This is a genomic window from Microbacterium sp. NPDC079176 (genome assembly GCF_040686675.1).
In the GTDB taxonomy this organism is placed as follows: Bacteria; Actinomycetota; Actinomycetes; order Actinomycetales; family Microbacteriaceae; genus Microbacterium.
In genome coordinates this window covers 316,706-342,622 of sequence record NZ_JBFBLM010000001.1, presented here as the reverse complement: position 1 = coordinate 342,622, position 25,917 = coordinate 316,706, and the positions used below count along the sequence as shown (strand labels likewise).

26 protein-coding genes are annotated in these 25,917 nt (G+C 69.2%); 13 read left to right on the top strand and 13 right to left on the bottom strand.

The features are described 5' to 3' along the window. Positions 1–10 precede the first annotated feature (10 nt). On the bottom strand, positions 11–208 hold the full coding sequence (locus AB0P11_RS01700; protein ID WP_053098521.1) for a hypothetical protein: 198 nt from the start codon (positions 206–208) through the stop codon (positions 11–13). Positions 209–309: 101 nt separating this feature from the next. Here AB0P11_RS01700 and AB0P11_RS01695 point away from each other — a divergent pair, with 101 nt between their 5' ends. Then, complete coding sequence (locus AB0P11_RS01695) at positions 310–978, top strand: DNA alkylation repair protein (protein WP_363519230.1); 669 nt, start codon at positions 310–312, stop codon at positions 976–978. Between the two features lie 71 nt (positions 979–1,049). On the opposite strand, the gene putP is transcribed toward AB0P11_RS01695, so the two are convergent. Then, complete coding sequence (gene putP / locus AB0P11_RS01690) at positions 1,050–2,561, bottom strand: sodium/proline symporter PutP (protein ID WP_187248979.1); 1,512 nt, start codon at positions 2,559–2,561, stop codon at positions 1,050–1,052. A gap of 106 nt (positions 2,562–2,667) precedes the next feature. Here putP and deoD point away from each other — a divergent pair, with 106 nt between their 5' ends. Then, a complete protein-coding gene (gene deoD / locus AB0P11_RS01685) occupies positions 2,668–3,381 on the top strand; it encodes a purine-nucleoside phosphorylase (protein ID WP_363519227.1) in 714 nt (237 codons plus the stop codon). Positions 3,382–3,551: 170 nt separating this feature from the next. Continuing rightward, complete coding sequence (locus AB0P11_RS01680; protein ID WP_056276305.1) at positions 3,552–6,065, top strand: DEAD/DEAH box helicase; 2,514 nt, start codon at positions 3,552–3,554, stop codon at positions 6,063–6,065. Here AB0P11_RS01680 and AB0P11_RS01675 read toward each other — a convergent pair. From AB0P11_RS01675 to AB0P11_RS01665, 3 genes are read right to left on the bottom strand one after another with little or no spacing between them, the layout of a single operon-like run. Further along, the gene (locus AB0P11_RS01675) at positions 6,062–7,057 is read right to left on the bottom strand and encodes a D-alanine--D-alanine ligase (protein WP_363519224.1); all 996 of its coding nucleotides are present in this window, start codon (positions 7,055–7,057) and stop codon (positions 6,062–6,064) included. The two genes, AB0P11_RS01680 and AB0P11_RS01675, sit on opposite strands and share 4 nt — an antisense overlap. Further along, positions 7,054–8,202, bottom strand: coding sequence for an alanine racemase (gene alr, locus AB0P11_RS01670; RefSeq protein ID WP_363519221.1), 1,149 nt, complete (start codon positions 8,200–8,202; stop codon positions 7,054–7,056). The genes AB0P11_RS01675 and alr overlap by 4 nt, the downstream gene beginning before the upstream one ends. After that, positions 8,199–8,807, bottom strand: a complete 609-nt coding sequence (locus AB0P11_RS01665; RefSeq protein WP_363519218.1) for a M15 family metallopeptidase — start codon at positions 8,805–8,807, stop codon at positions 8,199–8,201. Before AB0P11_RS01665 ends, alr begins: the two co-directional genes overlap by 4 nt. Positions 8,808–8,909: 102 nt before the next feature. Between AB0P11_RS01665 and AB0P11_RS01660 the strand changes: the two genes are divergently transcribed. Then, complete coding sequence (locus AB0P11_RS01660) at positions 8,910–9,581, top strand: response regulator transcription factor (RefSeq protein WP_053098514.1); 672 nt, start codon at positions 8,910–8,912, stop codon at positions 9,579–9,581. Between the two features lie 28 nt (positions 9,582–9,609). Next, on the top strand, positions 9,610–10,686 hold the full coding sequence (locus AB0P11_RS01655) for a HAMP domain-containing sensor histidine kinase (RefSeq protein WP_363519215.1): 1,077 nt from the start codon (positions 9,610–9,612) through the stop codon (positions 10,684–10,686). A gap of 198 nt (positions 10,687–10,884) precedes the next feature. Here the strand turns inward: AB0P11_RS01655 and AB0P11_RS01650 are convergent, their stop codons facing one another. Then, a complete protein-coding gene (locus AB0P11_RS01650; protein ID WP_056276298.1) occupies positions 10,885–11,541 on the bottom strand; it encodes an NAD(P)H-dependent oxidoreductase in 657 nt (218 codons plus the stop codon). Positions 11,542–11,620: 79 nt separating this feature from the next. On the opposite strand from AB0P11_RS01650, the gene AB0P11_RS01645 reads away from it, so the two are divergent. After that, positions 11,621–11,959: a helix-turn-helix domain-containing protein gene (locus AB0P11_RS01645; RefSeq protein WP_053098511.1), complete on the top strand. Its 339-nt coding sequence runs from the start codon at positions 11,621–11,623 to the stop codon at positions 11,957–11,959. 164 nt (positions 11,960–12,123) lie between these two features. Here the strand turns inward: AB0P11_RS01645 and AB0P11_RS01640 are convergent, their stop codons facing one another. The 3 genes from AB0P11_RS01640 to AB0P11_RS01630 all read right to left on the bottom strand — a co-directional run bounded on the left by AB0P11_RS01640 (position 12,124) and on the right by AB0P11_RS01630 (position 16,313). Beyond that, positions 12,124–13,641 (bottom strand): SDR family NAD(P)-dependent oxidoreductase, encoded by a 1,518-nt coding sequence (locus AB0P11_RS01640; protein ID WP_053098510.1) that lies wholly within the window; start codon positions 13,639–13,641, stop codon positions 12,124–12,126. Positions 13,642–13,822: 181 nt separating this feature from the next. After that, on the bottom strand, positions 13,823–15,028 hold the full coding sequence (locus AB0P11_RS01635) for a hypothetical protein (RefSeq protein WP_363519210.1): 1,206 nt from the start codon (positions 15,026–15,028) through the stop codon (positions 13,823–13,825). A gap of 67 nt (positions 15,029–15,095) precedes the next feature. Further along, entirely contained in the window at positions 15,096–16,313 is a 1,218-nt protein-coding gene (locus AB0P11_RS01630) for a hypothetical protein (RefSeq protein ID WP_363519207.1), read from the bottom strand. Positions 16,314–16,550: 237 nt separating this feature from the next. Between AB0P11_RS01630 and AB0P11_RS01625 the strand changes: the two genes are divergently transcribed. Genes AB0P11_RS01625 through AB0P11_RS01610 form a run of 4 tightly spaced genes read left to right on the top strand, consistent with a single transcriptional unit; the run spans position 16,551 to position 18,587 of the window. Continuing rightward, positions 16,551–17,615, top strand: a complete 1,065-nt coding sequence (locus AB0P11_RS01625; RefSeq protein WP_187248988.1) for a M4 family metallopeptidase — start codon at positions 16,551–16,553, stop codon at positions 17,613–17,615. Further along, entirely contained in the window at positions 17,590–17,895 is a 306-nt protein-coding gene (locus tag AB0P11_RS01620) for a protealysin inhibitor emfourin (protein ID WP_053098506.1), read from the top strand. The genes AB0P11_RS01625 and AB0P11_RS01620 overlap by 26 nt, the downstream gene beginning before the upstream one ends. A 35-nt stretch (positions 17,896–17,930) precedes the next feature. After that, positions 17,931–18,269, top strand: a complete 339-nt coding sequence (locus AB0P11_RS01615; RefSeq protein ID WP_056276285.1) for a hypothetical protein — start codon at positions 17,931–17,933, stop codon at positions 18,267–18,269. Positions 18,270–18,329: 60 nt separating this feature from the next. Next, positions 18,330–18,587, top strand: coding sequence for a hypothetical protein (locus AB0P11_RS01610; protein WP_285363741.1), 258 nt, complete (start codon positions 18,330–18,332; stop codon positions 18,585–18,587). A gap of 9 nt (positions 18,588–18,596) precedes the next feature. Here the strand turns inward: AB0P11_RS01610 and AB0P11_RS01605 are convergent, their stop codons facing one another. Next, on the bottom strand, positions 18,597–19,652 hold the full coding sequence (locus AB0P11_RS01605; protein WP_056276280.1) for a mechanosensitive ion channel family protein: 1,056 nt from the start codon (positions 19,650–19,652) through the stop codon (positions 18,597–18,599). An 85-nt stretch (positions 19,653–19,737) separates the two neighbouring features. On the opposite strand from AB0P11_RS01605, the gene AB0P11_RS01600 reads away from it, so the two are divergent. Continuing rightward, positions 19,738–20,475: a ribonuclease H gene (locus tag AB0P11_RS01600; protein WP_053098502.1), complete on the top strand. Its 738-nt coding sequence runs from the start codon at positions 19,738–19,740 to the stop codon at positions 20,473–20,475. A gap of 38 nt (positions 20,476–20,513) precedes the next feature. Further along, complete coding sequence (locus AB0P11_RS01595) at positions 20,514–20,936, top strand: DoxX family membrane protein (protein ID WP_053098501.1); 423 nt, start codon at positions 20,514–20,516, stop codon at positions 20,934–20,936. Positions 20,937–21,014: 78 nt separating this feature from the next. Here AB0P11_RS01595 and AB0P11_RS01590 read toward each other — a convergent pair whose 3' ends face one another. Both AB0P11_RS01590 and AB0P11_RS01585 read right to left on the bottom strand, forming a co-directional pair. After that, positions 21,015–21,992 (bottom strand): SRPBCC family protein, encoded by a 978-nt coding sequence (locus AB0P11_RS01590; protein WP_363519199.1) that lies wholly within the window; start codon positions 21,990–21,992, stop codon positions 21,015–21,017. Position 21,993: 1 nt separating this feature from the next. Further along, a complete protein-coding gene (locus tag AB0P11_RS01585; RefSeq protein WP_053098499.1) occupies positions 21,994–22,389 on the bottom strand; it encodes a helix-turn-helix domain-containing protein in 396 nt (131 codons plus the stop codon). A gap of 156 nt (positions 22,390–22,545) precedes the next feature. On the opposite strand from AB0P11_RS01585, the gene AB0P11_RS01580 reads away from it, so the two are divergent. Next, complete coding sequence (locus tag AB0P11_RS01580) at positions 22,546–23,592, top strand: NAD(P)-dependent alcohol dehydrogenase (RefSeq protein ID WP_053098488.1); 1,047 nt, start codon at positions 22,546–22,548, stop codon at positions 23,590–23,592. Positions 23,593–23,730: 138 nt separating this feature from the next. Here AB0P11_RS01580 and AB0P11_RS01575 read toward each other — a convergent pair whose 3' ends face one another. After that, complete coding sequence (locus AB0P11_RS01575; protein WP_363519196.1) at positions 23,731–25,893, bottom strand: heavy metal translocating P-type ATPase; 2,163 nt, start codon at positions 25,891–25,893, stop codon at positions 23,731–23,733. Between the last annotated feature and the right edge of the window lie 24 nt (positions 25,894–25,917).

The window sequence follows — 25,917 nt, the reverse complement described above, 5'->3', positions numbered from 1 at the left end:
GCGGCGCCGGTCAGTCCTGCTCGGGGTCGTCGGCGAGCACGTCGCCGTCGTCGTCGTCGCTCTCGTCGCCCGAGCCGGAGGGGACGACCGTCGGCGGCTCTCCCTTGTTGTCCTCGGCGCCGAGGTTGTCGTTCTCCTCGGGGCCGGGCGACGGCTCCGTGCTGATGTCGTTGCGGTCGGTGCTGATGTCGTCGCTGTCGCGAGTCATGGCATTTTCCCTTCGTCGGAGTTCGATCTCCTGCGAGGTTAGGGCCGCATGCCCGCAGAAAGCCCGGGCCTTGACAAGCGCTCCGGGCCTACCCTGGTGACATGTCCGACATGACCGTTCCCGAGGCTCTGGCCGAGCTCGCCGCCCTCGAGGATCCGAAGATGCGCGCCGCGAACGAGAAGCGCGGCGACGACCACGGCATCAATCTCAGCCGCATGCGCACCCTCGCGAAGCGCATCAAGACAGACCAGCCCCTGGCGAAAGAGCTGTGGGCGACAGGCGACACCGCCGCCCGGCTGCTGGCGCTGCTGATCTGCACGCCGCGCGCGTTCACCGCCTACGAGCTCGACGCGATGCTGCGACAGACTCAGGCCCCCAAGGTCAACGACTGGTTCGTGAACTACGTCGCGAAGAAGACCCCCCTCGCGGAAGAGCTGCGGCTGCGCTGGTTCGACGACTCCGACCCGACCGTCGCCGCGGCCGCATGGTCGCTCACGACGGTGCGCGTCGCGAAGGATGCCGAGGGCCTCGACCTCGATCACCTGCTCGATCTGATCGAGCGCGATCTGCAGAACGCGCCCTCGCGGTTGCAGTGGGCGATGAACGAGACGCTCGCCAACATCGGCATCTTCCACCCGGCGCTGCGGTCCAGGGCGCTCGAGATCGGTGAGCGCCTGCAGGTGCTCGCCGACTACCCCACCGCGCCCGGCTGCACCTCGCCGTTCGCGCCGATCTGGATCGGCGAGATCGTGCGGCGGCGCGAGGGCTGAGACCCGACGCGAGGGCTGATCCCCGCATCCGGCGACTCAGCCCTGCGTCCCGCGACTCAGCCCTGCGTCCGTCAGCGAGCGCTGCCGACTGCGGCCCGCGGTGCCGTCAGCATCGCTTCGGCGTCGGTGAACTCCTTCTCGATGTCGTCGTTGCGCGTGTAGGTGACGAGGCTCACCACGACGGCCGCGACGAACGCGAACACGAACGCGGGGAGCAGCTCGTACAGGTCGGTGTCGAGGGCCTTCCAGACGAACACCGTGACCGCTCCGACGAACATGCCCGCGAGAGCACCCCAGTTCGTGAGCTTGCGCCAGAACAGGCTGAGCAGGATGATCGGGCCGAACGCGGCACCGAATCCTGCCCAGGCGAACGACACGAGCCCGAGGATCGAGTCGTTCGGCGTGATCGCGAGGATGATCGCGATGATCGCGACGACGAGCACCGCCAGGCGGCCCAGCAGCACCAGCCGCTTGTCGGACGGCGGGGTCTTGCGCACCACCTTGTAGAGGTCCTCGACCAGCGCAGACGAGCACACGACCAGCTGGCTCGACACGGTGCTCATGATCGCCGCGAGCACGGCCGCCAGCACGAGTCCGGCGACGAACGGATGCAGCAGCGTCTGCGACATCAGCAGCACCACGGTCTCGGGGTTGTCGAGGGTGATGCCCTGCTGCGCCATGTAGGCGATGCCGACGAGGCCCGAGATGATCGCGCCGAACATCGAGACGACCATCCAGGAGATGCCGATGCGACGCGCGCTCTTCGCCTCCTGCGGCGAGCGCAGCGCCATGAAGCGCACGATGATGTGCGGCTGCCCGAAGTACCCGAGGCCCCACGCCAGGGCCGAGGCGATGGCGAGGAAGGTGCCGCCGGTGACGGCCCCTCCGCCGAGCAGCGACAGGAATCCCTCTCCGGCGTTCTCGGTGATGAGCGTCGACGTCTCCTCGAGTCCGCCGATCGCGATGACGGCGGCGACCGGCACGACGATCAGCGCGATCACCATCATCAGCCCCTGCACGACGTCGGTGAGGGAGGCCCCGAGGAATCCGCCGAAGAGCGTGTACAGCAGCGTGATGCCGCCGACCAGCAGCATCCCGAACAGGTAGTCGCCGTTGAACGAGCTCTCGAAGAAGACGCCGGCGGCGACCATGCCCGACGAGATGTATAGCGTGAAGAACACCAGGATGATGAGCCCCGAGACGATGCGCAGCGACCGGCTGGTGTCGCGGAGCCGGTTCTCGAAGAAGCTCGGGATCGTGATCGAGTTGCGAGACACCTCGGTGTAGGCGCGAAGCCGTGGGGCCACCAGCAGCCAGTTGAGGTAGGCGCCGATCGTCAGCCCGATCGCGATCCAGGCCTCGATCAGTCCAGCGGCGTAGATCGCGCCGGGAAGACCCATCACGAGCCAGCCCGACATGTCGGCCGCACCGGCGCTGATCGCGGCGACCCACGACGGCAGGTTGCGTCCGCCGAGCATGTAGTCCTCGTGGTCGGAGGTGCGCTTGTAGGCGAAGTATCCGATGAGCAGCATGCCGGCGAAGTACAGCCCGAGCGCCCCGTACAAGAAGATCTGATCGGACATCGTCGTCCCTTTTCCGCGGTGCCGATCACCGCTCGGTACCGATGATCTCAAGGCGGACGCTGTGGTCCGGGCGCGCCACGCAGCGACCGCTGGTTACGCTGAAGCCATGAGCACGCACATCGCCGCACAGCCCGGTCAGATCGCCCCCGTCGTCCTGTTCCCCGGCGATCCGCTGCGGGCGAAGTGGATCGCCGAGACCTTCCTCGACGACGCCGAGCTGTACTCCGAGACCCGCGGGATGCTGGGCTTCACCGGCACCTGGGAGGGCCACCGCGTCTCGGTGCAGGGTTCGGGCATGGGTCAGCCGTCGATGGCCATCTATGCGACCGAGCTGTTCGAGGAGTACGACGTGCAGACGATCGTTCGCGTCGGCTCGTGCGGGGCGCTGACCGAGAAGCTGCAGGTGCGGGACATCATCATCGCGAACGGCGCCTGCACCGATTCGGGCATCAACAGGGTGCGCTTCCACGGACTCGACTACGCACCTGTCGCGGACTTCGGACTGCTGCGCGCGGCGGTCGAGGCGAGCGAGGCCGAGCCCCTGGACTCGGCCGTCCACGTCGGTCTGCTGTTCTCGAGCGACCAGTTCTACAGCAGCCGGCCCGAGCTGACCGAGCCGTTCGTGCAGCACGGCGCCCTCGGAGTGGAGATGGAGGCCGCGGGGCTGTACACCCTCGCCGCGTACCACGGGCGTCGCGCTCTGGCCATCTGCACGGTGTCGGATCACATCGTCACCGGCGAGCAGACCACCGCTCAGGAGCGCGAGCAGACCTTCGGCGACATGATCCGCATCGCGCTGCGCGCCGCGACGTCCGTCTGAGTCGTTGCGGGCCGGCCGGCGCGCTCGCTTGCAGGCTCACTCGCTCGCTCGCTCCCTTGCAACGAAGGAGATCTCACGCTGCGAAGGACCGCATCCAGCATCCGCTCCTGCACAGCATGTGTTCCCCTTCGCAGGAGGTGCCCCGCCGGAGGTGGGATGATCGACAGACCATGCCTGCGATCCTCGACCACACGACGCTGACCGACGGATCCGATGCGGATGCCGTCTACACGGCGTTCGTCGAATGGGCCGAGTCGACCGGCATCAGCCTCTACCCCGCCCAGGACGAGGCGGTCATCGAGATCGTCTCCGGCAACAACCTGATCCTGTCGACGCCCACCGGCACCGGCAAGTCGCTCGTCGCGGTCGGCGCGCATTTCGCCGCGCTCGTCGAGGGGCGCCGCTCGTTCTACACCGCCCCGATCAAGGCGCTCGTGAGCGAGAAGTTCTTCTCCCTCGTCGACGTCTTCGGCGCCTCGAACGTCGGCATGATCACGGGCGACTCCTCGGTCAACCCGGATGCCCCGATCATCTGCTGCACGGCCGAGATCCTCGCGAACCTCGCACTGCGCCAGGGCACGGATGCCGCGGTGCATCAGGTCGTCATGGACGAGTTCCATTTCTATGCCGACCCCGACCGCGGATGGGCCTGGCAGGTACCGCTGCTCGAGCTGCCGCAGGCGCAGTTCATCCTCATGTCGGCCACCCTGGGCGACGTGTCGCAGCTGTCGAGCGACCTCACCCGCAGGACCGGCCGTGACACGGCATCCGTCACCGGCGTCGAGCGCCCGGTTCCGCTGCACTACTTCTATGAGACGACGCCGATCCACGAGACGATCGACGACCTGCTGGGCACGGGCCAGGCGCCGATCTACGTCGTGCACTTCTCGCAGGCCGCTGCGATGGAGCGGGCCCAGGCCTTGTCGAGCACGAAGGTCGCCACGCGCGAGCAGCGCGACGAGATCGCGGCCCTGATCGGCGGTTTCCGCTTCACGACCGCCTTCGGCAAGACCCTCTCCCGCTTCCTCCGCGCGGGCATCGGCGTGCACCATGCCGGGATGCTCCCGAAGTATCGACGTCTGGTCGAGCAGCTCGCCCAGCGAGGTCTGCTGCGCGTGATCTGCGGCACCGACACGCTCGGCGTCGGCATCAACGTGCCGATCCGCACGGTGCTGCTGACCGCTCTGACCAAGTTCGACGGCACCCGGATGCGGCAGCTCAGCGCCCGCGAGTTCCACCAGATCGCCGGGCGGGCGGGCCGCGCGGGCTTCGACACGGCCGGCACCGTCGTCGCCCAGGCTCCGGAGCACGAGAGCGAGAACGTCGCCGCGATCAAGAAGGCCGGCGACGACCCGAAGAAGAAGCGCAAGATCGTGCGCAAGAAGGCTCCCGATGGCTTCGTCTCGTGGGGCGAGCCGTCGTTCCGCAAGCTGATCGACGCCGAGCCCGAGACCCTCACCTCGCACATGCAGATCACGAGCGCCATGATGCTCAACGTGATCGGGCGCGGCGGCGACGTCTTCGGCAACATGCGTGCACTCGTCTACGACAACCACGAACCTCGCAAGCGTCAGCGTGAGCTCGCTCTGCGCGCCATCGGCATCTACCGCACGCTGCTCGAATCGGGCGTCGTCGAGCAGACGGCCGACGGCGAGATCCGCCTGACCGTCGATCTGCAGCCGAACTTCGCCCTGAACCAGCCGCTGTCTCCGTTCGCTCTCGCCGCCTTCGAACTGCTCGACCGCGACCCCGCTGCCGGCACCGGAACCGGGTCGTATGCCCTCGACATGATCTCGATCGTCGAGTCGACGCTCGATGATCCGCGGGCGATCCTCGGACAGCAGGAGTTCCTGGCACGGGGCGAGGCCGTCGCCGTCATGAAGCGCGAGGGCATCGAGTACGACGAGCGCATGGAGCTGCTCGAGGAGATCACATATCCGAAGCCTCTCGACGAGCTGCTGACCGCCGCGTTCGAGACGTTCAGCGCCGCGCAGCCGTGGATCCGCGACTTCGAGCTGCATCCGAAATCCGTCGTCCGCGACATGTACGAGCGAGCCATGTCGTTCGGGGAATATGTCGCGTACTACAAGATCGCACGGTCGGAGGGCGTCGTGCTGCGCTACCTCTCCGACGCCTATCGGGCGGCCTCGCAGACCATCCCCGAAGAGGCGAAGGACGAGGATCTCCGCGACCTGATCGAGTGGTTGGGCGAGCTGGTGCGCCAGGTGGATTCGAGCCTGCTCGACGAGTGGGAGGAGCTGGTCAACGGCGTGCTCCACGGCCCGGACGACGAGCCGATCGTTCCGCCGGCGCCGAAGAGACTGACATCGAACGTCCGCGCCTTCCGCACTCTCGTGCGCAACGAGCTGTTCCGTCGGGTGCAGCTGGCCGCCCGCGAGGACGTCGCCGCCCTCGCCGAACTCGACCCGACCTTCGGTGCCGACGCCTGGTCGGATGCGCTCGACGGATACTTCGCCGATCACGACGAGATCCTCACGGGCGCGAACGCCCGCAGCTCTCAGCTGCTGCTCCTGACCGAGGGTGCGACGGAGTGGACCGTCCGTCAGATCCTCGACGACCCGGCGGGCGACCACGACTGGGGCATCTCGGCCACCGTCGACCTCGCCGCCTCCGACGAAGAGGGCGCGGCCGTGGTCACCGTGACGGGCGTCGACCGCCTCTAGGCGACCCGCTCGAGGCCGGCCCTCCGGCGCGCACCGTCACCGCCTGGCACCTCAGCGGCTCGCACGAGGCGCGACACGAGGTCGACGTACGACACATCGGCCGCCGCGAACATGCGCGGCGCCTGCGAGGCCGCGGTGAGCCCCGGCATCGTGTTGACCTCGTTCAGCACCGGGCCCTCGGCGGTGAGGAAGAAGTCCATCCTGGCGACCCCGGCGCATCCGAGGGCGTCGAACATGGTCAGCGCCGCACGCGTGAGCGAGGTCGACTCGGCCGTCGACAGCTGCGCGGGCACGGTGAATCGCGCGCTGCCGTCGTACTTCGTGGCGGTGTCGAAGAGGCCGGCGGCGTGGATCTCGAGCGGCGGCGCCGCCCAGCGCACGCCACCGGCTTCGCGCAGGACGGCGACATCGATCTCCCTCCCCTGCACGACCTCTTCGATGAGGATGCGGCGGTCGAACCGCGCCGCCTCGCGGAGCGCCGGCCCCAGTTCATGCTCTCCCCGCACGAGCGAGACGCCGTAGCTCGAACCGGCCGACACCGGCTTCACCACCACGGGCCCCTCGAACTCGGCATCGCCGCAGTCCGCCGCATCGACGACGCGTCCCCGTGCCGTGCGCAGCCCTGCCGCTTCGGCGACGAGCTTGGTGGCCCACTTGTCCATGCCGATGGCGCCGGCCCGCGGACCCGATCCGACCACGCGCGCCCCTGCGAGACCGCACAGTGCCGCGAGTGCTCCGTCCTCCCCCAGGGGTCCATGCACGGCGGGGAATACGACGTCGCAGTCGGCGAGGAGCGGCATCGCGAGAGCGAGGGATCCGGCGGCGGTGGCACCCTCCGAGACGCCCGCCACCTCCCACACGCCCTGCCGCGAGATCGTCACCGTGCTCACGTCGTATCCCCCGAGCCGCAGGGCCTCTGCGACCGCTGCCGCAGAGGCGAGCGACACCTCGTGCTCGGCGTTCTGCCCTCCCCCGATCACCAGCACTCTCATGCGATGGCTCTCTCGACGCGGGAGCCGATGCCCGTCACGACGGTGTGCGGGATGCTCCCCGCCCACCGCGCCCACTCCTGCATCCTCGGCACCGCGCCCCCCTCGGGTCCGAAGACCACCGCCGTGGTGCCCCTCGGCATCGAGAGGTCACCCGTGTCGATCACGATCTGATCCATCGACACGCGACCGACGATCGGGCACCGGATGCCGTCGACCGCCACCCCTGCGCCCGCACCGAGCTCCCGCGGGATGCCGTCGGCATACCCGACCCCGATCACGCTCAGATGCGAGGTGCGCGTCGTCACATATGCGCCGCCGTAGCCGATCGCGGTGCCCGCCGGCACGACACTGCTGTGCACGACCGATGCCGTCAACCGCGCCGCCCCCTGCAGCGGCACCGTCTCCGACGGATCGATGCCGACCAGCCCGGCGCCGACCCTGACCATGTCGAAGTGCGTGGCGGCATCCGTCAGCGTCCCGGACGTCGCCGCGAGATGCACGAGCAGAGGACCGAATCCGGCACGCAGCACGGCATCCCTCGCCTGTCGCATCCGGAGCACAGCGGGCGCGTTCTTCGCCGGGTCGGCGGCGTCGGCGTCTGGCAGGTGCCCCATCACCCCGACGACGTCGATGCGTGCACGACCCGAGTCGCGGCCCGTGCGAGCCACCCGCAGCAGCTCGGCCCAGTCCTCGAGCGGTACGCCGCCCCGCGACATGCCCGTGTCCATGTGCAGATGCACGCGAACGCACCCGTTCGGCAGCGCCGACGCATCCGCGATCAGCTGCCGCAGCTCCTCGACCGAGCCGACAGCCAGATCGACGCGATCCGCGACGACCTGCGCGACGTCGACCCCGGCGGGGTTGAGCCAGGCGAGGATCGGCACCTCGACACCCGCCGCACGCAGCGGGGCAGCATCCTCGGCATCCGTGATCCCGAGCCACTCGGCCCCGGTCGCGATCGCCGCGAGAGCGACGGTCACGGCGCCGAGGCCGTAGCCGTCGGCCTTGACGACCGCCATGATGCGGGCATCCGTGGCCGATCGGATCCGCTCGACGTTCGCTCCGATCGCGTCAGGGATCGTGTGCAATGTCGGCGGGTGAACGCGCGAGAGGGTGAGGCGTGGAGTGGTGAGCGCCGTGGTCATCGCTGCGTCCTGGGATCGGTGGTCGGGTCGTCGTACATCAGCGGGCACCCGTTCGCCGGGGCCGCCGGCCGCAGCTCGAAGTGCCAGCGCTCATTCGCGTAGATCTGGCAGAGGCCGAAGTCCGCGCCGTGGCGTGCCAGCCAGTCCTGAGCGGCGAGAGGGCCGAGGTCGACCGCGTCTCCCGATACGTGCTCGGAGTTCTCGGGGGTGGCGACCCAGCGCGCGGCCTCCTCTTCGGAGCCGTACTCGACGACCGCATCCTGACGCAGCACCTGCTGGTAGTCGGCCGACCGCCAGCCGCTGTTCACATGCATCCGCACGCCGTCGTGCTCGGCAGCGGATGCGGCAGCGCGCACGGCGGCGAGCAGGTCAGAGTCGAGATTCGTCACGGCGGGCGTGTCGTCGAACACCGAGACGGCGCCCTCCTCGCGGATCATCCCGTCCGCCTCGCTGAGGGACGACGGCGCGACGGTCGGCGCGACGGATGCCGACGCCAGAGACTGCTGACCGATCAGCACGACCGAGACCGTGAGAGCGACGGCGAGCAGGGCGGCACCGATGATCGCGGTGAGGCGTCGCCGTGAGGAGGTGGAGCGAGTGTTCATGTCCTCAGTCAAGAAGGAGGCGTGTTGCGACGACGTATGCGATTTCTCATATGCTCCCGATATGTCCGGGTGCGTAAGCTCTGAGCACATGGGAGCTGTGTCGTGCGTGTGCTGATCGTCGAGGACGAGCCCTATCTCGCGGAGGCTGTGCGAGACGGCCTGAGGCTCGAGGCGATCGCGGCGGACATCGCCGGCGACGGCGACACGGCCCTCGAGCTGCTCAGCATCAACTCCTACGATCTCGCGGTACTCGACCGCGACATCCCCGGTCCGTCGGGAGACGATGTGGCGAGGTCGATCGTGGCCTCGGGCAGCGGCATCCCGATCCTCATGCTCACCGCGGCCGATCGCCTCGACGACAAGGAGTCGGGTTTCGAGATCGGCGCCGACGACTATCTCACCAAGCCCTTCGAGCTGCGCGAGCTCGTGCTGCGCCTGCGGGCGCTCGACCGTCGTCGCCACCGCGCCAGGCCGCCCGTGCTCGAAGTCGCAGGGCTGCGTCTCGACCCGTTCCGCCGCGAGGTCTTCCGCGACGGCAAGTACGTGGCCCTGACGCGCAAGCAGTTCGCGGTGCTCGAGGTGCTCGTCGATGCGGGCGGCGGAGTCGTGAGCGCCGAGCAGCTGCTCGAGCGCGCGTGGGATGAGAACGCCGACCCGTTCACGAACGCCGTGCGCATCACGGTCTCGTCGCTGCGCAAGCGACTGGGCGAGCCGTGGCTGATCCTCACCGTCCCCGGCGTCGGCTACCGCATCGGAACGGATGCCGATGGCTGATCCCGTTCGGCCCGTGAGGCGCCGAGGCATGAGCGCCCGCTGGAAGCTCACGCTGAGCTATGCGGGCGTCGTGGTCGTGTCAGGCATCGGTCTGCTCGCGGCCGTCGCCGTATACCTGCTGCGGTATGTACCGGATGCCGCGATCATCGCCGACCGCTTCGTGCCGAACCGCTCGGACCTGATCCGCGCATTCATTCCGGCTGCGATCGTGATGATGCTCGTGCTGCTCGCGATCGGAATCGGCGGCGGATGGATCATCGCCGGACGGATGCTGGCCCCCCTCGACCGCATCGGACGGGCCGCGCAGCTCGCCGCGCAGGGGTCGCTGTCGCACCGGGTCGCCCTCGAGGGACCGCGCGACGAATTCCGTGATCTGGCCGATGTCTTCGACTCGATGCTCGAGCAGCTCGAGGCGCACATGGGCGAGCAGCAGCGGTTCGCCGCCAACGCCTCGCACGAGCTGCGTACCCCGCTCGCGATCTCGCAGGCGATGCTGGAGGTCGCCCGCAACGACCCCGACCGCGACGTCGACGCGCTGATCGACCGACTGCACGAGGTCAATGCGCGCGCGATCGAGCTGACCGAGGCCCTGCTGATGCTGAGCCGTGCCGAGCGCCGCGCGTTCACCCGCGAGCCGGTCGACCTGTCACTGCTCGCCGAGGAGTCGACCGAGACGCTCCTGCCGTCGGCCGAGCGACGTGGTGTGTCCATCGACGTCGGCGGTGACACCGCGAACGTGCTCGGATCCCCCGCCCTGCTCCAGCAGCTGATCACGAACCTGGTGCACAACGCGATCGTTCACAACCTGCCCGCAGGCGGCACGGTCATCGTGCGGACGCATGTTCTGCCGCAGGCGGTGGCGTTGGTGGTCGAGAACACGGGCGACGTGCTGCCCGCCCATCTCGTCGCCACGCTCGCGGAACCGTTCCAGAGAGGTGCCGACCGCACGCGCGGCGAGGATCACGGCGGTGTCGGCCTGGGCCTCGCCATCGTGCAGCGCATCGCCCAGGCGCATGACGGATCCCTCGTGCTCACCGCCCGGCACGGCGGGGGTCTGAACGTGACGGTGTGGCTGCGGCATCCGTTCCCCCGGCCCCTCGCCTGAGGCGGCGGTCGGTCGTCTGGAGGGCCGGGTCCTGCCCGGAGGTCCGGTTCCTGTGCCGTCTGCAGGACCGAGGCACGGATGCAGGACCAGAAACCGTGTTCTGACCCCGCATCCGTGCCCTGATCCTGCAGACGGGATGCCTGGAGGGGCGGGACCAGACGGGATGCCTGGAGGGGCGGGACCGCTCAGGATGCCGGGTCAGGCGACCTGGTCGCCCCGCAGTGCGGCGAGCTCGCGTCCGTACGTGCGCGCCGACTCCTCGGCGTTCTCCTTGAGCTCGCGGGCCGTGTCTGCGAAGGCGTCGAGAGCGGGGTTCACGCCGACCAAGGTGAACGGACGCTCGACGATGCGCAGGTCGAGGCCCCAGACGTCCTCGAGCACGCGGCGCAGCCATCCGGTGGAGTGGTCCCAGCCCTCCTTGGGCGTTCCGGGGGCGTAGTTGCCGCCGAGCACGGTGACGAGGGTCGCCGGCTTGCCGCGCAATGCGGTGCCCTGCGGGTCGATGCGGGCGTCGGTGTAGGCCAGGTCGAACCAGGTCTTGAAGTGCTGCGAGACGCCGTAGTTGTAGAGCGGCACGGCGAAGAGCAGCGCGTCGGCGCCGATCAGCTCGTCGGCGAACGTGGTGGCGAGGGCGCGCGCTGCGCGCTGAGCGTCGGTGCGCTCGGCGTCGTCGACGAATCCGCCGGTCACGGCATCCGCCCATGCCGTCGCGGGCACGGGGTCGGCGGCGAGGTCGCGGCGGGTGACCGTGGAGTCCGGGTGCGAGGCGGTCCACTCGGCTTCGACGAGGTCGGCGAGCGAACGGCTGGCGGACGACGCGGGCAGGATGCTGGCATCCAGGCGGAACAGGGACATGAGAAGTGCCTTTCGTTTTTCGTAGTCACTCTGTTTTTCTTAGCGACTGGCGTTAACGTAGCACAGGTATGATGGGCGCATGGCCGAGATCGACGAAGAGCGTCACGTCTGCGACGCCGCCGTCACACTGGCCTTCAGTGTGCTCGGCAAACGCTGGAACGGCATGATCGTCTCGTCGCTCGGCGGCGGTCCGTCGACGTTCGTCGCGCTGCGCCGCGGGGTGTCAGGCATCAGCGACACCGTGCTCTCCGACCGGCTGGCAGAGCTCGCCGAGGCCGGGCTCGTGGCCCGCGCGGTCGACGCCGGTCCGCCTGTCACGGTCTCGTACTCACTGACCGACAGCGGACGTGGGCTGCTGCCCATCCTCGATCAGCTCGGCACCTGGGCGTCCGAGAACCTCGAGATCCGCGCGCACTGACCGTCGCGCGCGGCCCAGGGTGGCGACCAGCACACCGTTCGCAGGACCGAAGCACGGACGCAGGACCAGATTCCCCGTCCCCTCCTGCAGACGGGATCTCACCCTGCAGACGGCACAGGTCCGGCGGTGCAGTCACGGCAGCCCGCAGCTCAGAGGCCGCCGACTCACCAGGGGCTGGGCTCGTAGTCCTTCAGGAACACGCCGTGAATGTCTTCGCCGGCCTCGCCGCGCACGATCGGGTCGTACACGCGGGCCGCTCCGTCGACGAGGTCGAGTGGGGCGTGGAAGCCCTCCTCGGCCAGGCGCACCTTGGTGAAGTGGGGGCGCTCGTCGGTGATCCAACCGGTGTCGACGGCGGTCATGAGGATGCCGTCGGTCTCGAGCATCTCGCCGGCGCTCGTGCGCGTCAGCATGTTCAGCGCCGCCTTGGCCATGTTCGTGTGCGGGTGACCGGGGCCCTTGTACCGGCGCGAGAACTGCCCCTCCATCGCCGAGACGTTGACCACGTACTTGCGGTTCGCCGACGAGGCCGCCATCGAGGCGCGCAGGCGACTGATCAACAGGAACGGCGCCGTCGTGTTGGCCAGCTGCACCTCGAGCATCTCGAGCGGATCGACCTGATCGATGGACTGCACCCAGCTGTTCGTGCGGTTGACGTCGGGCACGAGTCCGCCGGCGTCGATGGCGGTGCCGTCGGCGTGCTTCTCGAGCGACGACGATCCGGGGGCCATCGCGAGGCGTGCGAGGTCTTCGGCCGTCAGCGCCTGGCCGCCCTGCTCGGCGACGGTGCCGCCGAGCGCCGCGACGGACAGCAGCGGATGCGCATCGACCGAAGCCTGCAGCGCCTGCGGATGCGGATCGGCGGTGTGTCCGAACGTCTCCATCTCGGGCAGCGGTCCGTCGGGAAGCGGCTGCAGCTCGGCATCCGCCAGGAGAGAGTATGACCCCGGTGAGCGGCGCACGGTCTGCGCGGCGTTGTTGATCAGGATGTCGAGCGGCCCCTGAGCCGCGACCGAGTCGGCGAGCCCGATGACCTGAGCGGGGTCGCGGAGGTCGATGCCGACCACGCGCAGGCGGTGCAGCCAGTCGGCCGAGTCCGGCAGCGCCGAGAACCGACGAACCGCATCGCGGGGGAATCGTGTGGTGATCGTCGTGTGCGCGCCGTCGCGCAGCAGTCGCAGGGCGATGTGCATGCCGATCTTCGCGCGGCCGCCGGTGAGAAGCGCGCGCTTGCCGGTCAGATCGGTGCGGGCGTTTCGCTTGCCGTGACTGAAGCGGGCGCAGTCCGGGCAGAGCTGGTGATAGAACGCATCGACCACCGTGTAGGGCTGCTTGCAGATGTAGCAGTTGCGCGGCTTGAGCAGCTCGCCGGCGATCGGGGCGTCGACGACGCTGGTCGCGAGGTCGTGCCCGCGGGTCTCGTCGTCGATGCGGTCGGGAGCGCCGGTCGCCGTGCGGGCGACGACCGCCTTGTCGGCGTCGGCGATCGCGTCGCGGATCTCCTTGCGACGCACGCGCTTGACCGCCTTGAACATCGCCGCCGTCGCATGACGCACGGCCACGAAGTCGGGGTGCTCGTTGTCGATCTGGTGCAGCTCCGACAGGACTCGCAGGGTGGTGGCGAGATCCTCGGGGTCGATACCGGCACCCAGGTCGGAGGCGGCGTCGGGTGCATCGGTCATTGTGCCGATTTTACGCGACTTCTCGGGGTGTCTTCCTGGGAGCGCGGGCGGGGCGCCGGGGCTCGACCTCCACAACTCCGGAGACGCGCGCACCACCGGGTTCGCGCTCCCCGGAACGGCGCACAACGGGGAACGAGAGCCACGTGGATCTCCGGAGTTGTGGAGCGGTACCTCGCGCCGGTCAGTGGCCGGCGGCGCCGACCACGACGAACTCGCCGGGCACGACGTCGAGCGTCGCCTCGGCCGCGACCTCGCCGGTGTGCAGATCGACGGCGACGATGCGGTTCTCTGCCGGCTCGGTCACGTAGGCGACGTCGCCGACCACGCGGAGTCCCGGGTGCGGCTGCTGCCATTCGTCGGGGCTCTCCCACGGCTCGATGACATCCCACGAGTCGACCACCGCGCCGGTCTCGTCGAGCACGTTCAGGGTGCCGTCGGATGCGAGCACGATGATGTTGTCGTGCCCGTCGCGGCCGACTCCGCGCCACGTGTACTCGACGCCCTCCGGGAGGTCGACCACCGACAGGCTCTGCGCGTCGGTGTCGACGAGCGCGAGCTGCGACAGCAGGTAGCCCTCCTGGTCGGGGTCGGACTTGTAGTCCAGGGCGGCGATCGCACTCGTCTCGGTCACGTACGCGTTGCCCGAGCGACCGAAGTCGTCAGGCGCCTCGAGCTTGGTGAACGCTCCGTCGGCGAACACCAGCACGCCGTCTTCGCAGCCGAACACGATGGTCTCGCCCTTGAGCGCGCCTTCGCCGTGCACCCCGGGGCACTGCTCGTTGCGTGCGAGCTCGCCGCCGTCCTCCGCGAGCAGGCGGGCGCCGCTGCGCGACTCCGACGTGCCGATGGTCGACAGCAGCGTGCCGTCGGACAGCTCGATCGCGACTCCGTGATGAGCGGCCTCCGATGCGACCGTCCGCGAGTCCGGCAGCGTGCCGGTGCCGACGGCATCCGTGTCGAAGAGCGTCACGTCTCCGGTGCCGTCGTCGAACAGAGCGGTGCGCCCGGCATGCGGGGTGGCGTGGCCCGGGGTGACGGCGTCGAAGATCTCGCCGGTGAACTCCACCGTGTCCGAGGCGAGGCCGGTGTCGAGCACGTGGAATCCGTCGGCCGCGGTGACGAAGACGTGTCCGTCATGGTCGCCGGCCGGGTTGACGCGCAGGAAGCCGTTCAGCTCGGCGGAGTCGACGGTCTCGAGGGTCTCGCCGTCGAGCACGGTGATGCCGCCGTCATAGGCGATGGCGACTCTGGTGTCGCCTTCGTGGTCCGACGACGACTCGGGCTTTCCGGATGCCGAGGGCGCGGCGGTCGCGCATCCGGCGAGTGCGACCACGGCGAGCGTGGCGATCGCGCCGGCCGCGAGGCGGCTGCGGGCGGGTCGATGCATGGGTGTCTCCTTCTTCTGGGGGGTGCGCGGGTGCGCGTGACGACGGATGCCGTCGATGAGTCCGGTGTCAGCCGACGAGCTGGAGGTACTGCGGATCGAGGCCGTCGAAAGTGCGGGTGACGGTGCCGTCGCCGTGGTCGATCTCGTGCACCGCGCCTGTGGCCGGGTCGGAGACGTACGCGTGATCGGCGTCGATGACGAGGTGCACGAGGTCGCGCAGGGCAGGGTCCGCGACGGATGCGGCGAGCAGGGCGCTCGTGCGCACGAGTTCCGAGCCGTCGGCGGCCAGCACCCGCACGGTGCCGTCCGCCGCGATCACGACGGTGCGGCTGTCGTCGTCGCCGATGGCCGCGGCGCGCAGCAGCGGGGTGTCCGTGGCGAACAGCATCCATTCGCGGGCCCGGGAGTCGAGCAGCCAGGCACCTCTGTCGCCGGCGACGCCTGCGAGATCCGGTCGGTCCGCGCGTCCGGCGAGAACCGGTGCCGCGACGGCGCCCGCGGGGTAGGGGATCGACTCGGCGACGAGCGCACCGCCGACTTCGCGGGTCACGAGCACGGCACCGGCGTCGCACGCGAAGACGGCGCCGACACGGGTGAGGTCGACGTCGGTCGCGTTCGTGCAGGGCACGGTGATGCCGGTCGCGGTGCCTTCCGCGTCGAGGATCTCGATCGTCTCGTCGGTGGCGGCGAGGAGGTGCCCGGAGAACGGGATGACGGGTCCGGCCGGGTCGACGGGGAGTGTGAGGTGAGGCGCGTCGTCGAGATCGGCGAGCTTCTCGTGGTCGATGAGGGTGACGTCGCTGCCGAAGCGGATGGCGGTCGCACTGTCACCGACTCGGATGTCTGCCTCGCCGCTTCCCTCGACCGTGCCGAGCAGCCCGGGTTCTCCGAGGAAGGAGTGCGAATGGTCGCCGTGCGGCACCGTCCAGCGGCCGGAGTCGATCACGTCGACGACCGTGCGGTCTCCCTCGACATGGATCACGTGGGCGAAGCGGCCGACGCCGAGCACGGCATCCGCATCCGCGTCCCCCTCTGCGAGCGTCGAGCGTTCTTCGGTCTCGAGGTCGAGCAGGGTCAGCTCGCCGTCCGCGTCGGCGACGACGAGCGCGAGAGCCGGCGATGCGACCTCGGCCGCTCCCCCGCCGTCGACCCCGTCGTTCGGCGGAATGCTCGCGCTCGATGCAGGAGCCGGGGCATCGGATGCTGCGCACGAGGTCACCGTCAGGGTGGCCGCGAGCAATGACACGAACAGGAGAGTGCGGCCGGCGCGGGGAGAGGAGGTCACAGGAGCCCACTTTATTGATAACGATTCTCAGTATCAAGTCGGGGCCATTTCCCGTCATGTCGTGTCGTTCCGACACCGTTCGTGTGCGCCGGCTCGGCGGCACATGCTTCCCTCGGCCAGAGGCCCGGAATCCGGCCGATGCAGGCGCATCCGGCCGACCGAGGCGCACGTGGGGCGACTCCGCACGGCCCCGCCTGCCCTCGCCCGAACGTCGGACCCCCGGCGTAGGGTCTGAACATGAGCAGCCACACCGAGATCCCCGGAGTCGTCCCGTCCTACCTGCTCGCGCGCCTGGCCGAGTCGGGCCGCTACCCCCGTGCGGCCGCCGCCGCACGGCAGACGCTGACGGCGGGCAGACCGCCGTTCCGTGCGCGCATCGATCTGTCGATCGACGAGAACGGAGACCTGGTCGCCGAGCTGTCGGACGCGCCGAACCGCACGATCAGCGACGCCGGCAACACCCAGAACCTCCCCGGGGCGATCGTCCGCGCCGAAGACGACGAGCCGGTGGCCGACACGTCGGTCAACGAGGCGTTCGACGGACTCGGGGCGACGTTCGAGATGCTGCTCTCCGCCTTCGGGCGCAACTCGCTCAACGACGCCGGCGCCCCTCTCGACGCCACCGTGCACTACGGCATCGACTACGACAACGCCTTCTGGGACGGCGAGCGCATGGTGTTCGGCGATGGCGACGGCGAGGTGTTCGTCGGCTTCACCTCATCGACCACCGTGATCGGCCACGAACTCGCGCACGGTGTGGTGCAGTACACCGCGAACCTCGAGTACCAGGGTCAGCCCGGCGCGCTGAACGAGTCGATCGCCGATGTCTTCGGCGCGCTCACCGAGCAGTACCTCCTCGGGCAGACCGCCGCAGATGCCACCTGGCTCATCGGGGCGGAGATCTTCACGGATGCCGTGCAGGGCAGTGCACTGCGGTCGATGATCGCCCCGGGCACGGCCTACGACGACGACGAGCTCGGCAAAGACCCGCAGCCCGATCACATGAGCGGATTCGTGCGCACGACAGAAGACAACGGCGGCGTGCACATCAACTCGGGCATCCCCAACCGGGCCTTCGCCCTCTTCGCGATCGACCTCGGCGGCAACGCCTGGGAGACCGCCGGAACGGTCTGGTACCGCGCGCTCACCGGCGGCCTGTCGAGCACTGCGAGTTTCACGGAGTTCGCCGACGCGACCCTCGCCGCGGCATCCGCCATCGACGACGCGACTGCCGCAGCCGCTCGACGTGCGTGGGCGACCGTGGGAGTCTATGAGGATGAGCGAGTCCCCAGAGTCGAGTGACGCGCCGGTCGTCATCGCGGTGGTGCGGACGGGCGGCATCGCCGGCATCCGTCGCAAGTGGCGGGTGGAACCAGACCCGACCGAGACGCACCACTGGATCGCGATGATCGACAGCTGCCCGTGGGATGCCGACAGCGATGCCGATTCTGGCGCAGACCGCTTCGTGTGGCTGATCCGCGTGCGCACACCGTCGGAGGAACGCGAACGCGAGCTCCCCGACTCCGCACTCGACGGGCCGTGGCGAGAACTCGTCGATGCGGTGCGCGAGGCCGCGGCCTGACCGAACGATCCACAGACGACGAGAGGCACAACCCCGTGACGACCGAAGAGGCCGCCCGACTGCTGCAGCTGGCCCGAGACGCCTACGACCGCGGTGACGCGCTGCTGCACCTCAACGTCGAGGTCAGCCGACTCACCGGCGAGGCCTCGACCTGGGGATCTGCGCAGAACGGATTCATGAGCGATGACAGCATCGGCTATTTCCTGAGCGAGGTCGAACGCGTGGGCTGGCGGCTCGATCACACGGGGTACACGTTCGTCGAGTCCGGGGCGACCACCTCGGCGCGCATGCTCAGCACCGGCACCGGCGTCGTCAATCACGGCGCTGTCGAGGGGTACTTCACTTTCCGCCGCCGCCAGCCGGCTGAGGCCTGACCCGATCAATCCGGTGTGAATCCGACCGCCCCTTCGCGAGGCGGGTCGAGAATGGGACCCATGGGACTTTTCCAGCAGCGCGCCGATGACGAAGAGAATCAGTGGACTCTGCCCTCCGAGCCGCTCGAGCGGTCGGAGACCGAGGTGCTCGACGCCGCGCCGGCGGTCGACCCGCTGGCCATCGGACTCGGCCTCGGTGCCGGCGCATCGATCAGCTCCGTCGCCTTCCCCGTCGCCCCGCCCGCTCCCGCGGCGTTCTCGATCGAAGATCGCGAGCCCGAAGACCGCGAGCCCGAAGACCGCGAGCCCGAAGGCTGACCCGCCTTCTCAGTCCGCGAGCTGCGGGGCACCCAGGTCGACTCGCGTCCGGGGAAGTGCCTCGGGATGCTCACGCTGCAGCCAGCCGATCATCTTCTCCCGTACCTCGCAGCGCAGTGTCCACTGATCGCCCGAGTCCTTGGCCGACATCACCAGGCGCACCGTGACGTAACCGCCCTGTGCCTCCGTCACCGCGGAGTCGTAGGAACGGCCGTCCCAGGCGGGTGACGCCTCGACGATGCGCTGGAACTCCTGCCGCAGCTCATCCATCGGCACTCGCCAGTCGAGATCGAGGTAGACCGTGCCGAGGATCTTGTCGGAACGTCGCGTCCAGGTCTCGATCGGTGTCGTCGTGAAGTAGCTGCACGGAATGACCAGGCGGCGCTCGTCCCAGATGTAGACGACCACGTAAGACAGGTTGATCTCGCCGACCCGCCCCCATTCGCCTTCGACGACGACCACGTCGCCGACTCGGATCGCATCGGTGAAAGCGACCTGCACCCCTGCGATGAGGTTGCCGAGGATCGACTGCGCAGCGAGTCCGGCGATGATGCTGACGATGCCGGCCGAGGCCAGCAGGCTCGTGCCGACGGCCCTCATCTCGGGGAAGCTGAAGAGCACGGCGCCCAGAGACAGCACGGCGATCGTGACCAGAACGAGCCGGTGGATGACGAGCAGCTGCGTGCGACGGCGGCGGGCTTCCGGACCGACGAGCAGCGTCTCCTCTCTGGCCATCAATCGCTCGAAGCCGAATGAGATCGATGCGCCGAGCAACCACGAGCCGGTGAGGATCGTGGCGATCAGGAACAGCCGGGACACCACCGGCCACCATTCCTGTGTCGCCGGCTCTGAGATCGCACCCGCGATCCAGATCGCGACCACAGCGGTCGTCGCGATCATCGCGTTGCGCACGCGTCTGGCGAGATCGCGCACCCATGGCACACGACGGCTGATCAGCGAGGCGGCGAGCGCCAGCACCGCGAGTGCGGCGGCAGAGATCACCGTGAGGATGGCGATCGACGCGGCGGTGCCGACCCAGGAATCCCAGGAGAAGTCGGTAGGCATCGATCCACACTATGTCCCGCGGCGGGCGGAGGCGAACGCACGTAGCCGCGCAAGGAGTGTCGCCGCGCGCGGCTACGGTTGAGGAATGACGATCACCGCCGCCGCAGACGGCTCCGCCCTGGGCAACCCCGGCCCGAACGGCTGGGCCTGGTACATCGACGACGCCAACTGGGCCGCGGGCGGCTCCCCGCACGGCACGAACAACCAGGGTGAGCTGCGGGCCGTGCTCGAACTGCTGCAGGCGACGGCCGGCATCTCCGAGAAGCTGATGATCGAGTGCGACAGCCGCTACGTGATCGATTCGGTGACCAAGTGGATGCCGGGATGGAAGCGCAAGGGCTGGCGCAAGTCGGACGGCGGGCCCGTGCTCAACCGCGACCTGCTCGAGGGCATCGACGAGGCGATCCGCGGGCGCGACGTCGAGTTCTCGTGGGTCAAGGGCCACGCCGGCCACCCCCTGAACGAGGCGGCCGACGAGCGCGCGAACGCCGCGGCGAAGGCCTACCAGGCACAGCAGGAGCCGCGCCGCGGGCCCGGGTTCACCATGGCGACGGATGCCGGGGCCGCTGCCGCAGCATCCGCCCCGATCGCCGCCGCAGCGACACGCGGCGAGCAGGATGCTGCGGCATCCCCCGCCGTCGCGACGTCTCTCGCCGAACCCCTGTGGGCCGAGCCATCCGACCTGCTCGACAGCCTCTATGCCCCCGTCGACGATCCGATCGAGGTGCGACTCGCGCTGTCGAGCGACGAGCACGCCCGCCTGCGCGATCGCGCCGAGGCACAGGGCGTCACGCTCGAAGAGGCGCTCCGCCGCCTGATCTGACGGCCCTCACCCCTGAGGCCCCCGCGTACACTCGCACCATGGCGAAGAATGTCGCACGCACCATCGGCCGGGTCTTCCTGGGTTCCTCGCTCGTCTTCGCGGGCGTCTCGCATCTGACGTTCGCGCGCGAGGAGTTCCAGGCGCAGGTGCCGGAGTGGGTGCCCATCGACCCGGACGTGACCGTGCTCGCCTCCGGTGTCGTCGAGATCGGACTCGGCACCGCGCTGCTCGTCGCGCGCAAGCATCGCGGACTGGTCGGCGTGATCACCGCACTGTTCTTCGTCGCGGTCTTCCCCGGCAACATCGCGCAGTGGACGCATCACCGCGACGGCTTCGGCCTCGACACCGACATGAAGCGATTCGTGCGCCTGTTCTTCCAGCCCGTGCTGATCGCCCTGGCCATCTGGTCGACGCGCCGCCCGCGCCGCGACGCGGCCGGCTCCGCTCCCGCCGCTCCATAACTCCGAAGCTCTGCACCGGAACGGCGGAAGACCGGCCGTTCCCCGAGGGATGCGACCGGCCTTCCGGAGTCGTGGAGCTCAGACCGCGAGCAGCTCCCGCTCGAGGCGGGCGTACGAGGTCTCCATGCCGTCGGCCATGCCGGTGGCGAGGATCATGTCGCGCGTCTCCTTGTCGGGGTACTCGATGTAGAGCGTGATGAGCGTCGCCCCGTCCTCTTCGTAGAGGTTCAGGTCGTTCAGCGTCTCGACCGGCATCCCGATCATCCGCTCGGTCTGCACCGACCGCCGCGGTGCGTCGATCAGCAGCGCCTCGCCCTCGAATCCGAACGGCTGCCCGTCGGTGTCGCCCACGGGCGCCCACGAGTTGCGGTACGTCTGACCGACCTCGGTGGCGACGACGCACTCGGTCATCTCCCACCCGTCGGGTCCGAGCAGCCACTGCTTCATGAGCTCGGGGTCGTTGTGCGCACGCCAGACCAGTTCGCGCGGTCCCTCGACGAGACGCGTGATGCGCACGTGGGTGTCGTCGAGCAGCTCGACCTGCGTGCCCTTGCCCTGCGCGTAGTCGCGCAGATCCTGCAGCACGGCGTCGAGCTGGCTCATCGCCAGCTTCAGACCCTCGATCTGGCCCATCTCGACGACCTGCTCGATCGCCTCGACCGAGTCGAAGTGACTGGTCGTGACCATGCGGGTGCCGTCGGCGGTGGACTCGAACGCGAACGACATCCGCTGCGCGGGGAAGCCGTCGAGAGGATTGCCCTCATCGTCGACGAACGAGTCGAGCACCTCGAAGCTGTGCGGGGCATCGATCGAGAGGAACTCCCACGACCCCGACGACTTCTCGCCGCGCGGCCCGCTCATCGAATACTGCGCACGTCCGCCGACCGTGTGGTCCCAGGCGGTGAAGGTGGCCGGCCATCCGGGAGGGCCCCAGAAGCGCTCGAGCTGGCGCGGGTCGCTGTATGCGGCCCAGACCCGCTCGATCGGCGCCGCGAAATCGGCGACGACGGTCATGGTGAGGTTGTCGGCATCGGTGGTGACATCCGTGACGGGCATGTCAGTCTCCTTCTTCGGTTCGTGGAACATCGGTGGTGTCGGTCGTATCGGTGCGGGATGCCGGCGTCTCGGCCAGCAGCTCGTCGAGCCGGGCGATGCGCGACCGCCACAGCTCTTCGTATCGGGCGAGGAGCGCCCTGGCGCGGGCGATCATCTCGGGGTTCGCGCGGACGAGCCGCTCGCGTCCCTCGGCGCGCTTGACGATGAGATTCGCCGCTTCGAGCACGGCCACGTGCTTCTGCACCGCGGCGAACGACATCTCGTATTCGGAGGCGAGGGTCGAGACGGACTGCTCCCGCTCGATCGTCCGACGCAGGATGTCGCGTCGGGTCGACGTCGCCAATGCGTGGAACACACGGTCGACCTCCGCTTCGCTCAGTTCTCTTTGTGCAACCATTTGGTTGTACGTTAGACCCGGGTGAGAGCGGATGTCAAGAGTTCTGCCGCAACAGCCACCGCTCACGCCTCGAGCGGATACTGGAAGAGACGGCCTCGAGCGCCCACGCCTCCGCACCGCGCGGCAGACCGCTCGGGCGCCAGGAAGAAGAAGCACATGAAAGCTCTCCGTTACGTCGAGATCGGCAAGCCCCCTGTCGTCGTCGACATCCCGATTCCTCAGCCCGGCCCCGGTCAGGTTCTGCTCAAGATCACTGCGGGCGGCGTCTGCCATTCCGACGACTACGTCATGGGCCTTCCTGAGAAGGACTACCTCGAGCAGAGCTATCCGCTGCCCCTGACGCTCGGCCATGAGGGCGCAGGCATCGTGCACGAGATCGGAGAGGGCGTCGACTCGACGCTGAAGGTCGGCGACGCCGTGGCGGTCTACGGTCCGTGGGGCTGTGGCCGCTGCCACAACTGCTCACAGGGCATGGAGAACTACTGCACCAACGCCGCGGCTGAGGGCATCCGCCCTCCCGGCCTCGGCAGCCAGGGTTCGATGGCCGAGTACATGATCGTCGATGATGCCCGCCACCTCGTGCCGCTCGGCGACCTCGACCCCGTGCAGAACGTCTCGCTGACCGACGCCGGCCTCACCCCGTACCACGCGATCAAGCGCTCACTCCCCAAGCTCGGCGCCGGCACCTTCGCCGTCGTCATCGGCACCGGCGGGCTCGGCCATGTCGGCATCCAGATCCTGAAGGCGATCTCGGGCGCCACCGTCATCGCCCTCGACGTGAACGACACGAAGCTCGAGCTCGCCACCGAAGTGGGCGCAGACCACGTCCTGATCAGCGATGCATCCGCCGCCGACAAGATCCGCGAGATCACCGGCGGTCTGGGCGCCAACGCCGTGTTCGACTTCGTGGGCGCGAACCCGACGATGGCCCTGGCGCAGAGTGTCGCCGCACTCGATTCGGACGTGACGATCGTCGGCATCGGCGGCGGAACCATGTCGCTCGGCTTCGGCGCGATCGCCTACGACGCCGCCGTGCGAATCCCCTACTGGGGATCGCGCTCGGAACTGATCGAGGTGCTCGATCTCGCGCGCGCGGGAAAGATCCACGTGCAGACCGAGACGTACTCGCTCGACGACGGCCCGAAGGCGTACGAGGATCTCGCCTCGAACAGCATCCGCGGCCGCGCAGTCATCGTCCCGTAGACGGCGCTTTCGCACAGCGGCCGCTCCGTCTCACAGGCGGGGCGGCCGCTGCTGTCTGCACCGCCGATCGAGCACCGTCACCGCGCTGAAGCGCCGGTGAGATCTCGGTGTTCGCGGGATCACCGAGGCGATCCCGCGTCAGGCCCGCTCGAGCACACCCCGCACACTCGCCTCGGGCGACAGGTCGATGCGCCGGAGCAGCTGCGCGTTGAGCGCGACGACGATCGTCGAGAGCGACATCAGCACCGCTCCGACCGACATCGGCAGGACGAATCCCACGGGTGCCAGGATGCCGGCGGCGAGCGGCACCGACAGCAGGTTGTATCCGGCCGCCCACCACAGGTTCTGCCGCATCTTGCGGTATGCGGCGCGGGAGAGCTCGATGACCGAGATCACCGACCGCGGGTCGGAGCTCGCGAGGATCACCCCGGCCGAGGCGATGGCGACATCGGTCCCGGCGCCGATCGCGATGCCGACGTCGGCCTGAGCGAGCGCGGGGGCGTCGTTGACGCCGTCGCCGACCATCGCGACCTTCTTGCCCTCTGCCTGCAGCTCCTTCACCTTGGCTGACTTGTCTTCGGGACGCACCCCCGCGAACACCCGGTCGATGCCGAGCCGGGCTGCGACGGAATCGGCCACGGCCTGGGCGTCGCCGGTGATCATGACGACCTCGACGCCGAGGCGGTGAAGCGCGTCGACCGCCTGCTGAGACTCCGGTCGCACCTCGTCGGCGAGCTTCAGCCCGCCGGCCACCTGTCCGTCGACGGTCACGTGCAGGATGATGGCGCCCTCGTCTCGCCACCCGTCTGCGGCGGAGATCTCTCGGCCGCCCACCTCGTCAAGGAGCTTCGGCCCGCCCACGCGCACCTCTCTGCCGTCGACCGTGGCGGTCACGCCCACGGCAGGCGACGAGGTGAACCCGGAGGCCTTCGAGAGCGTCAGCCCTCTCTCCTCCGCCGCGCGCACGATCGCGCGAGCGAGCGGATGCTCACTGTCGGCCTCAGCCGAGGCGGCGAGCGCCAGCAGACGATCGGCGTCGATGTCACCGGTCGGCTCGACGGCGGTCACGGTCGGCGCGCCCTTCGTCAACGTGCCCGTCTTGTCGAACAGCACGGCGTCGACGGTGCGCATGCTCTCGAGCGCGAGGCGATCCTTGACGAGCACCCCGCCCCGGGCTGCGCGCTCGGTCGCGATCGACACGACCAGCGGGATCGCGAGGCCGAGCGCGTGCGGGCAGGCGATGACGAGCACGGTGATGCTGCGCACGACCGCGGCATCCGGATCCCCGACGAGAGTCCACACCAGCGCGGTCAGAGCGGCCGACAGCAGCGCGAACCAGAACAGCAGGGCGGCTGCGCGGTCGGCGATGCGCTGCGCCCGCGACGAGGAGTTCTGTGCATCGGTCACCAGCCGCTGGATGCCGGCGAGCGCGGTGTCATCCCCGGTCGCGGTGATCTCGACCCGCAGACCCGAGTCGGTCGCGACCGTCCCCGCGGTCACGGTGTCACCGGTCGCTCGGGTGACCGGGCGGGACTCGCCCGTCACCATGGACTCGTCCATGGCGGCTGTGCCGTCGATGATGCGACCATCCGCCGGAACGCTCGCCCCGGGACGGATGACGACCACGTCGCCGACGACGAGATCGGCGGGTGCGACCGTGACGATCTCGTCTCCCTCGACCCGTTCGGCCTCGTCGGGCAACAGCGCCGCGAGGGAGTCGAGCGCCGACGTCGTCTGCGCGAGGGACCTCATCTCGATCCAGTGGCCCAGCAGCATGATGACGATGAGCAGTGCGAGCTCCCACCAGAACTCGAGCTCGTGATGGAGGATGCCGAGCGTCGCGCCCCATGAGGCGAAGAACGCGACCGTGATCGCGAGGGCGATCAGCAGCATCATCCCGGGCTTGCGGGCCTTCAGCTCGCTGATCGCCCCGGTGAGGAACGGCCATCCGCCCCAGACATACATGACGGTGCCGAGCACGGGCGAGATGAACCGGGCCCCTCCGGCGACGTCGTAGCCGAAGATCATCGCGAACATCGGCGAGAACGCCACCACCGGCACGGCGAGCAGGAGATTGACCCAGAACAGGCGACGGAACTGACCGACGTGGTCACCGTGCCCGCCATGCCCGCCGTGCCCACCATGTCCACCGTGCCCGCCGTGGTCCGCGTGCTCGCCGTGGTCCGCGTGCTCGCCGTGGTCCGCGTGCTCGCCGTGAGCCCCGTTCGCGTCCCGAGCGTGATCGTCGTGCGAGACCTGCCGGCCTCCCCCGGGGGTTCCGTGCGCGTCGTGTGCAGTCATGGGTCCCGTCCTCCCGTATCGGGT